The 9,364-nt window shown below is 67.4% G+C and carries 8 protein-coding genes; 3 read left to right on the forward strand and 5 right to left on the reverse strand.

Annotated features, from left to right (window positions below; translation table 11 throughout):
• Positions 1-48: 48 nt before the first annotated feature.
• Positions 49-483 (forward strand): VOC family protein, encoded by a 435-nt coding sequence (locus EGJ34_RS10895; protein WP_125360500.1) that lies wholly within the window; start codon positions 49-51, stop codon positions 481-483.
• On the forward strand, positions 480-1,295 hold the full coding sequence (locus tag EGJ34_RS10900; protein ID WP_125360501.1) for a DUF72 domain-containing protein: 816 nt from the start codon (positions 480-482) through the stop codon (positions 1,293-1,295). Before EGJ34_RS10895 ends, EGJ34_RS10900 begins: the two co-directional genes overlap by 4 nt.
• Positions 1,296-1,300: 5 nt before the next feature.
• On the opposite strand, the gene EGJ34_RS10905 is transcribed toward EGJ34_RS10900, so the two are convergent.
• The gene (locus tag EGJ34_RS10905; RefSeq protein ID WP_125360502.1) at positions 1,301-1,924 is read right to left on the reverse strand and encodes a Pr6Pr family membrane protein; all 624 of its coding nucleotides are present in this window, start codon (positions 1,922-1,924) and stop codon (positions 1,301-1,303) included.
• A 37-nt stretch (positions 1,925-1,961) separates the two neighbouring features.
• Between EGJ34_RS10905 and EGJ34_RS10910 the strand changes: the two genes are divergently transcribed.
• On the forward strand, positions 1,962-2,909 hold the full coding sequence (locus tag EGJ34_RS10910) for a DMT family transporter (protein ID WP_125360503.1): 948 nt from the start codon (positions 1,962-1,964) through the stop codon (positions 2,907-2,909).
• Between the two features lie 58 nt (positions 2,910-2,967).
• Here EGJ34_RS10910 and EGJ34_RS10915 read toward each other — a convergent pair whose 3' ends face one another.
• The 4 genes from EGJ34_RS10915 to EGJ34_RS10930 form a co-directional block, all read right to left on the reverse strand.
• On the reverse strand, positions 2,968-4,062 hold the full coding sequence (locus EGJ34_RS10915; RefSeq protein WP_125360504.1) for a sensor domain-containing diguanylate cyclase: 1,095 nt from the start codon (positions 4,060-4,062) through the stop codon (positions 2,968-2,970).
• A gap of 87 nt (positions 4,063-4,149) precedes the next feature.
• Positions 4,150-4,872 carry a pseudouridine synthase gene (locus EGJ34_RS10920; protein ID WP_125360505.1) on the reverse strand — a complete coding sequence of 241 codons (723 nt, stop codon included), beginning with the start codon at positions 4,870-4,872 and terminating at the stop codon, positions 4,150-4,152.
• Between the two features lie 44 nt (positions 4,873-4,916).
• Entirely contained in the window at positions 4,917-6,506 is a 1,590-nt protein-coding gene (locus EGJ34_RS10925; RefSeq protein WP_260476968.1) for a GGDEF domain-containing protein, read from the reverse strand.
• Positions 6,507-6,630: 124 nt separating this feature from the next.
• Positions 6,631-8,964: an EAL domain-containing protein gene (locus EGJ34_RS10930; protein ID WP_125360507.1), complete on the reverse strand. Its 2,334-nt coding sequence runs from the start codon at positions 8,962-8,964 to the stop codon at positions 6,631-6,633.
• Between the last annotated feature and the right edge of the window lie 400 nt (positions 8,965-9,364).

Raw genomic sequence — 9,364 nt, forward strand, 5'->3', positions numbered from 1 at the left:
GCGCCGCCGCAGGCTCGCGTGTGCCAGAAGCCCGTCCGGAGTCCCGCCATGACCGCCCCTGCTGCCAGCGCCATCATTCCCTGCCTGCGCTACCGAGATGCCCATGCCGCCATTGCCTGGCTTGAGCAGGCGTTCGATTTCAAACCGCAGGCCGTATACGCCGACGGTGCCATCGTCTACCACGCCCAGCTGGTCCATGGCGGCGGCATGGTGATGCTCGGGTCGGTCGACCACGGCGGCGAGTGGGAAAAGCTGACGGTCCAGCCCGATGAGATCGACGGCCGCGAAACCCAGAGTGCCTGCGTCGTCGTGTCCGACCCGGACGCGCACTACGCGCGCGCCGTTGCCGCAGGAGCCAAGGTGGTGATCGACATCGCCGACCAGGATTATGGTGGCCGCGGCTATGCCTGCCGCGACCTGGAAGGCCATCTGTGGTGGTTTGGCAGCTATGACCCCTGGCAGGCCGGGCAAGCTGCCACATGAGTGCACCTGCAGGCCGCATCCGCACCGGCATCGGCGGCTGGGTGTTTCCCGAGTGGCGCGATGGAGTCTTCTATCCGGCCGGACTGCCACAGCGCGAGGAACTTGCGCATGCCTCCGCGCAGCTGGGCTGCATCGAGATCAACAGCACGTTCTATCGCGCGCAGAAGCCCGCGGTGTACGCGCAATGGCGCGAGCAGACGCCTCCGGGATTCCGCTTTTCGGCCAAGGCTCCGCGCAGCCTGACCCAGCGCCATGACCTGGGGGCGGTGGCCGCGCGCGCCGATGACTTCATCCAGGGCATCACCACCCTGGAGGACCGGCTGGGACCGCTGGTGTGGCAGTTCGGCGAACAGCACCCCGCCGGTGCCCAGGAGTTCGGCCGACTGCTCGAGGGCCTGCCACGTGAGGCAGGAGGGCACGTGCTGCAGCATGCACTGGAGGTTCGTAATCCGGCGGCATGGAGCAGCGAGCTGATCGAGGTGGCGCGCAGCCACCACGCCGCGCTGGTGTTCAGCAGCTCAACCGATTACCCCAGCTATGCCGATCTGACCGGGCCTTTCGTCTATGCCCGCCTGATGCAGTCGCGCGCCAACCTGCGCGCCGGCTACCCGCAACGCGTGCTCGAACAGTGGGCCCTGCGCGCCCTGCGCTGGGCGCGGGGCGAGGACAACCCGGACCTGCCGCATCTTGCACAGGCGTCTCCCACCGGCCCCGCGCGCGAGGTCTACCTGCTGTTCATCGGAGCCGCCAAGCATCGCAACCCGGGCGCGGCGATGGCGCTGCGCGACCAGCTGCGCAGCGTAGGCGGGTAAGCCGCTCACCTCCGCGCCAGACTCTCGTCCACCTTCCACAGCAGACCACCCAGTGCGATGAAGGCCAGCGTCATCGATGCGACGTTGCCGAGCAGGGCCTTCCATCCCAGCATCTCCATATCCAGAAATGGATATGGATACTGCCCGGTCAGGCGACCCAGCAGCATGGCCCAGGCCAGGTAGGCCACCGGGACCAGCAGGGCCAGCAGCAGCTGCTTCCAGTGCAGTCCGCCGTGTTCGCCGAGCGCCCAGCCCAGCAGATACAACACCGGGACCGCGTAGTGCAGGCCCGCGTCAGCCCACCATTGCCATCCCTGCGGATGCCACAACGTGCGCAGTACCAGCACGTACACCAGGCCGGTGATGCCGATGTACAGCGCGATGGCCGCCCGCGGCCCGGGGCCGGCCAGCCCCTCGACTTCACCGCTGGCGCGTGCCAGGCAGACCGCCGCCACGCCGATGTTGCAGAGAATGGTGAAGTAGCCCAGGAAGCGCAGGCTGGCGCTGCCGACACCCTGGAGACCGCCGCCAGGGGGCAGCAGCAGCACGAACTGCAGCACCAGCGAGAGTATCGCGACCAGCGCGGTCAGGCCGGCCAGCACACGGGCAACGGAAGAAGGCGCACGCATGGTATTCCTCGCGAAGGTTAACGCGCACAATACTCGCATGCCGATGACCGATACCCGCAAAGCGCTGCTGCAAATCCATTTCTGTGTGCTGTTGTGGGGCGTCACCGCCATCCTCGGCAAACTGATCACCCTGCCCGCCCTCCCCCTGGTGTGGTGGCGCATGCTGCTGGTGGTAGCCATGCTGGCGCTGCTGCCGCGCGTGTGGCGCGGGCTGCGCCAGCTTTCCCCTGCACTGCTGGCCGGTTACTGCGGCGTGGGCGCGCTCGTCGCGCTGCACTGGCTCACCTTCTACGGCGCAGTGAAACTGGCCAACGCCTCGGTGGCCGCCACCTGCATCGCGCTGGCTCCGGTGTTCACCGCGGTGATCGAGCCCTGGGTGGCCAAGCGGCCGTTCCAGCTGCGCGAGCTGGCGTTCGGCATCGCGGTGCTCCCGGGCGTGGCCCTGGTGGTCGGCGGCGTGCCCGACGGCATGCGCCTGGGCGTACTGGTCGGCGCGCTCTCCGCATTGCTGGTGGCGGTATTCGGCTCGCTCAACAAGCGTCTGGTCAGCCATGCCGACCCGCTCACCGTGACCGCCGTGGAACTGGGGGCCGGCACGCTCACCCTGACCCTGCTGGCCCCGCTGCTGCCGTTCCTGCTCCCCGCGCTGGCCAGCCCGTTGTGGGTCGTGCCCGACCTGCGCGACGGTCTGCTGCTGCTGGCGCTGGCCGGGGTCTGCACACTGCTGCCCTTCGCACTGGCACTGGTGGCATTGCGTCACCTCAGCGCCTACACCGTGCAGCTGGTGACCAACCTGGAACCGGTCTACGCCATCCTGCTGGCGATGGTGCTGCTGAGCGAGCAGCGGGAACTCACGCCGCTGTTCTACGCCGGCGTGGCGATCATCGTCGGCGCGGTGTTCCTGCACCCGCTGTTGAACCGCCGCAAACCGGTGCAGCATCCGGAGATCCTGGGGACGGCCGAGGCGCGGAATATCGCGGAGTAGGATCGGGTACCGACCAACGGTCGGTACCTACCGGGTTGGTCAGTACCAGTCGGGGGCGTCAAGCAGTCCCTGATCGGGCAGCGCCGGGGGCCACGACGACGCGGTCGCGGCCGTTGCGTTTGGCCTGGTACAGCGCGGCATCGGCACGCGACACGGTCTGGTCGACGCTGTCGCCGGCCTTGTGCGCGGCCACGCCGATGCTGATGGTGATGGGGAAGCCCAACGGTAGTTCAGCCACCGCCATGCGCAGGAAGTCGCACTGCAGTTCGGCGGTGCGCAGGTCGGTGTCAGGCATCAGCACCACGAATTCCTCGCCGCCGTAACGCGCGGCCATGCCACGTCCGGAGAAATGCGCCCGCAACAGCACGCCAAGCTCGGCCAGCACCCGGTCGCCGGTGGCATGGCCGTGAATGTCGTTGATCTGCTTGAAGTGATCGATGTCCACCAGCGCCACGGCGGTCTGCCGCGGCTGGCCATCCGCGTCCAGCAACGAGGCCTCCAGCGCCACCGCCATGGCGCGGCGGTTGGGCAGACCGGTCAGCACGTCGGTGCGACTCTGCTCGGCCAGGTCGGCGTTCTGCGCCAGCAGCAGGTCGTGGTACTCGCCCAGCAGGCGTTCGTAGTCCTCGCGCTCCAGCATGTGGCTCTGGATGTCCTGGGCGAAACGGCGCAGCTCCATCACCAGCATCACCTGCCGCGACAGTGCCGCCAGCGCCTCGGTCTGGTCGGTATCCAGCTGGTGTGGTTCCGGGTCGAACACGCACAGCGTACCCAGTGGATAGCCTTCATTGCTGATCAGCGGCGCGCCGGCGTAGAAGCGCACATGTGGCGCACCGGTGACGATCGGGTTGTCGTGGAAACGCGCGTCGTTGCGCGCGTCTTCGATCACCATCACCTGCTGCGGCTGCAGAATGGCGTGGCCGCACATCGATTCGGCGCGCGGCAATTCGGCAGCCGCGGTGCCCTGGATCGACTTGAACCACTGGCGCTCTGCATCGATCAGGGTCACCGCCGCCATCGAGGTACCGCACACCGCTTTGGCAATGGTGACCAGGTCCTCGAAGGACTTTTCCTTGTCTGTGTCGAGAATGCGGTAACGGTACAGGGCGTCCAGGCGCAAGGCTTCGTTGGAAGGCTTCTCGGGCTTGATCATGCAGCGGGTCGACATCCGGGAGCTGCGCGCAGTCTAGTCCGGAGCGCGTGACGGGGCGTGAGCGCCCCGTGCAGGTCCGCCACCGCCTTACCAGTCGAGCTGCCTGGGCAGCAGGCCCTTCAGCTCGGCGTCGGTCAGGTTGCGCCACTGTCCGGGCTTGAGCGCCCCGATCTTGATGTTGTCGATGCGCACCCGGCGCAGCTGGGTGACCCGGTAACCGAACGCCGCCGCCATCAGGCGGATCTGCCGGTTCAGGCCCTGCTCGAGGGTGATGCGGAAGCCGAACTTTGCAATCCGCGAGGTCCGGCACGGCAGCGTGGTTTCATTGTGGATGCGTACGCCGCGAGCCATGCCGCGCAGGAACTCATCGGTCACCGGCTTGTTCACTGCCACCAGGTATTCCTTCTGGTGGCCGTTCTCGGCGCGCAGGATCTGGTTGACGATATCGCCGTTGCTGGTCATCAGGATCAGGCCTTCGGAATCCTTGTCCAGCCGACCGATCGGGAAGATGCGCTGCTCATGCCCGACGAAGTCGACGATGTTGCCCTTGACCGCGCTTTCGGTGGTGCAGGTCACGCCGACCGGCTTGTTCAGGGCGATATACACATGGCGGCGACCGCCGGCCTTCTTCGCCTCGCGGGCGCGCAGCGGCTGGCCGTCGACCAGCACCACGTCGCCCTCGCCCACCACTGCGCCGGTACCGGCGGCGACGCCATTGACGGTGACGCGGCGTTCGCCGATCAGTCGGTCGGCTTCACGCCGGGAACAGAAGCCGGTTTCGGCGATGTGCTTGTTGAGTCGAGTGGTCATCGCGCCATTATCCGGGAAAACGACGTGCCGGGCATGGCCCGGCACTACCCGGCGTCGTAGACCTGGTTGCGACCGGCGCGCTTGGCCCGGTACATCGCGTGGTCGGCGCGACGCAGCAGCCCGGCCAGATCGTCCTGTGCGGGCCGCCATACGGCCAGGCCGATGCTGGCCGTCAACGCCAGTCCTTCCAGGCCCAGCGTTGGCGACACCGCAGCCACCTGCTGGCGCACGCTTTCCAACCGGGACCGCGCGGCCACCGGATTCGCGCCCGGCAGCAGGATCAGGAACTCCTCGCCCCCCATGCGCACCACATGGTCCTGGCTGCGCACCGCCGCGCGCAGCGCGCGCGCCACCGCGACCAGGACCTGATCACCGGCCTCATGGCCGAACTGGTCATTGATGTCCTTGAACAGGTCGATGTCCAGGAAACCGATCACCAACGGCTGCTGCTCGTGGGCAGGACGGTCCAGATGCCGGGCCAGCAGGCGCAGGCCGGCCCGTCGGTTGGGCAAGCCGGTCAGGCCGTCGGTATCGGCCAGCTGACGCATTTCATCGCGCTGCTGGCGCAGCCGGCCCAGCCGCAGATTCAGCGCATACGCCGACATCATCAGGAACCAGGTTGCCGACAGCTGCAGCGCCTCGATCCGGTAGGCGATCAGCCACTGTGCCTGGACCAGGTCGGCGATGATCATCACCCACCACGGCAACAGCGCCAGCAGGCCCGCCAAGGCGTAGTAATCGCGCCGGCGCAGCGCCCACAGGCCGACCGCAAGGCAGATCAGGCACCCCAGCTGGAACACGTGCTCCATCGCGTCTGCAAGCCGCATCAGACCGGCCGTGCCGAGCAACGGCACGCACAGCGCCGCCGAGACACCCGACCACAGCACCAGCTGCTGGCCCAGCCGCGAACGTGGCCACAACCGGTCGCCGCCGTTGAGCCGCCACAGCACCGGCAGCAGTATCCCCAGCGCGATCGCACTGAGTCCGACCAGCCACCAGGAGGCGCTTTCGTACACTGGCAGCCAGGGTTCCGGGTAGCCGCTCAGGCCACCCAGCACCGCCTGCCACAGCACGAACACCAGGCAGACCGCCACATAGATCAGGAATGAGCGGTCCTTGGCGGTGACGTAGCCCATCAACGCCGACAACGCCAGCGCAATCGCCACCGCGATGCAGGACACGCGGACCAGCAGCCGCGCGGTGTCGTTCTGCTGCACCGGGCTGGGCGCGCCGAGGCGCACCGTGGGAACCCAGTACGGTTTGAGCGGCGTGGTCCACGACACCACGATGGATTCGTGGTCGCCGGCCTTGGGCACCACCACCATGCCAATTCCCGCGCGGAATCGAGAATCGCGGGTACGGGCGTCATGCATGTTGCCGCAGATCTGCCGTTTGCCGTGGCTGATGCGCACCTCACCGGCGAACACGCCGAACACGTCCACCGCCTGCGGCTCGCCGGACCAGCCTTCGGGCGGTGCCGGCACGTGCAACACCTCCTGGTGGCGCGCAATTACGTCGGGCGGACAGGCACGCTGCGGGGTCTGTTCGGAGGTGGCAGCGCCGAGCAGCAGCACGTCGCGGCCGGGTTCGGGGGCATGGGCCCACGCCAGCAGCGGCGCCAGCACGGCCAGCACACACAGCAACCAGGTCAGACCCCGGGGGCCTCGCCTGTCATGCCTGATCCTCACCTTGCCTTGCCTCACGCCAACGCCCCACGTGCTGCCGACACACCCTGCGCGCGCCGTCCCCTGGGGGGCATTATCGCAAGTTCTGCTGCGCTGCATCGGCCCGGGCAGCCCATAAAGCCGACTGGGTCATCTTTTCCAGCGGCATTGGCCGCTCCACCGCATACCCCTGCATCCCGTCCACGCCCAGCGCCTGCAGCTGGTCGGCAACCTCTTCCGACTCCACCCATTCGGCAATCACGGTCATGTGCAGCTCGCGGCCGATCTCGGTGATGGCCCGCACCGTGGCCCGGCTGACCGGGTCCACGTCCATGTCACGGACAAACAGCCCGTCGATCTTCAACATGTCCGCCGGCAGCTGCCGGAGGTAGCCGAACGACGACAAGCCCGAACCGAAGTCGTCAAGCGCCACGCGGCAGCCGCGTGCCTTCACCGCCTCGACGAAGCTGCGCGCCTGGTCCAGGTTGCTGATCGCGGCCGTCTCGGTCACTTCGAAGCACAGCTTGCGGGCCAGCCCCCGGTTACGCTCCAGCAGGTCGCTCACGTAGGCCAGGAAGCTGGGTTCGGTGATCGACTGTGCCGACACGTTCACGTTGCACAATCCCAGTCGCTTGACATGGCCTGGGCACACCTGCAGGTGCCGGAACAGCAGGCCCAGCACGTGCCGGTCCAGCGCCATGCCCATCCCGTAGCGCTCCACCGCCGGCATGAATTCACCCGGTGTGTGCAGCTGGCCGTCGCGCCCGCGCAGGCGTACCAGCACCTCGTAGTGCAGGAACGCCGGATCGCCGCGCCAGGCGATGCGCTGCGCGTACAGCAGCATGCGGTTGTCGGCCATGGCGGAGGACACCCGCGCCAGGCGCTCGGCCTCACGTCGCCGCTCCTCCAGCGTCTCGCGGGTTTCATTGAAGAAATGGATACGGTTGCGACCGGCCTGCTTGGCCGCGTAGCACGCGCTGTCGGCCGCGCTCATCAACCAGTTCACGTCCGCCACGTCGGCGGTGATCTCCACGACTCCCACACTGCAGCGCACCTGCGGAGTGCCTTCCTCCTGCACCGCGCCGGCCTGGCCCAGCGAGCGCATCACCCGCTGCAGCACCTGGCGGGCGTCCTCCTGACCGGCGTGGGCCAGGAACAGGGCGAACTCATCACCGCCCATGCGCCCGATCCAGTCGCCGTCACGCACGGCCCCCACCAGGTATTCGGCAAGGCTGCGCAGCAGCTGGTCACCGGCGGCATGGCCCAGTCCGTCATTGACCAGTTTGAAGTAATCCAGGTCGATGTAGCACAGGCTGTGTACCCCACCATGGGTGCGCACGCTCAACAGCGCCTGTTCCAGCCGCCGCTCGATCTCGCGTCGGTTGATCAATCCGGTCAGTGGATCGTGGCTGGCCTGATGTTCAACCTCGCGGGCCAGCGCGTGGTTCTGTGACACATCTTCGACCATCGCGAAGATGGTGGGATCGCGCCCCGGTGTCTGCACCAGGGTGCCGCTGCTGCGTCCCCACAGCAGGCTGCCATCGGCCTTGCGGAAGCGCAGCTCGGCAGGACGCAGCTGCCGGACCCAGTCGATCCGCCCCTGTTCGTCGGCCACCAGTTCGCCTTCCATCAGCAGTTCGGGCAGTTCCATGCTCAACATCGCCTCGCGACGGTAGCCGAACATATCGGCGACAGCCTGGTTGGCTTCGACGATGCCGCCTGCCGCATCCAGTTTCAGCATGCCCACGGTGGCCTGGTAGAACGCCGCCCGGAAACGGCTCTCCTTCTCGATCAGATCGTTGCGGACCCGTCGTGCCAACAGCACCGCGACCAGGGTTATGAGCAGGACCGACAGACCGCCCACGGTCAAGGTGGTGATCCGCACGATCGATGCGGTATTGAGCAGCGCCTGCGAGAACGCCTTGGCCTGTGCCTGCAAGCTGCGGTCCAGTGCCTGCAGGTGCAGCAGCATGGCGTTTTCCGCCTCCGCCGGCATGCCACCGGCCGCATGCATTTTCTCGGCCGCATCGGCGATCTGCTGCATCTGCAACAGGCCATGGTCGGTCCGTCGCCAGAACTGCACCGCCTCACGGAAGTAGACCAGGCTGCCCAGATAGCGGAACGAGACGATCAGCCGGTTGATATCGGCCGGTGCGTTCAATCCCTGCTGCAGGCCGCGGCGGGCACGTGCCACGTCGAGGTCATCCTGCTCCATGGCCAGCCGTGCATCGAGATCACCCAGCGGGACCGCCAGCGACGCACGCGCATCGGCAAGGCTGGCGGGGTTGCCCGATTCGATGTACCGCGCCAGTGAAAAGGACGCACGCTGCTGCGCGCGCGACCAGTGACTCTGCCCGACAATCCACGCCGTGGATGCCGCCTGCAGTTCCTGGATCAGCGCGGAGATGCCGACCAGTCCGATCGCCATTCCGGTAAGCAGCACAAACCGCAGTGTCAGGCCCCGTGTCACATGCGGTACTGCGTTGCTTCCTCCCTCTCTGTTGCCGCCTCCCAGCATGCCCCCTCCTGTCCTGTCGTCGCCGGTTGCAATGCCAGGCTGGCCTGCGCCCGCCGACGCCTGCCTGCCCTCCCAAGCACGCCATACCCCGGTGAGGCTATGTCCGGGGGTGTTGAGGTGGTGCGAAAACGGGCTGAACGAAAAACGCCAGCCTTGTGGGCTGGCGTTTTTCAATGTGTGCCGACCAACGGTCGGCACCTACCGGTGTGGGGTGTGCCGACCAACGGTCGGTACCCACGGGGGTCAGCGCGGACCGCGGGGCTTGAAACCGTCGCGACGCGGCGGACGGTCGTTGCCGCCCGGACCGCCG

This window comes from Stenotrophomonas sp. 278 (genome assembly GCF_003935715.1).
In the GTDB taxonomy this organism is placed as follows: domain Bacteria; phylum Pseudomonadota; class Gammaproteobacteria; order Xanthomonadales; family Xanthomonadaceae; genus Stenotrophomonas; species Stenotrophomonas maltophilia_AH.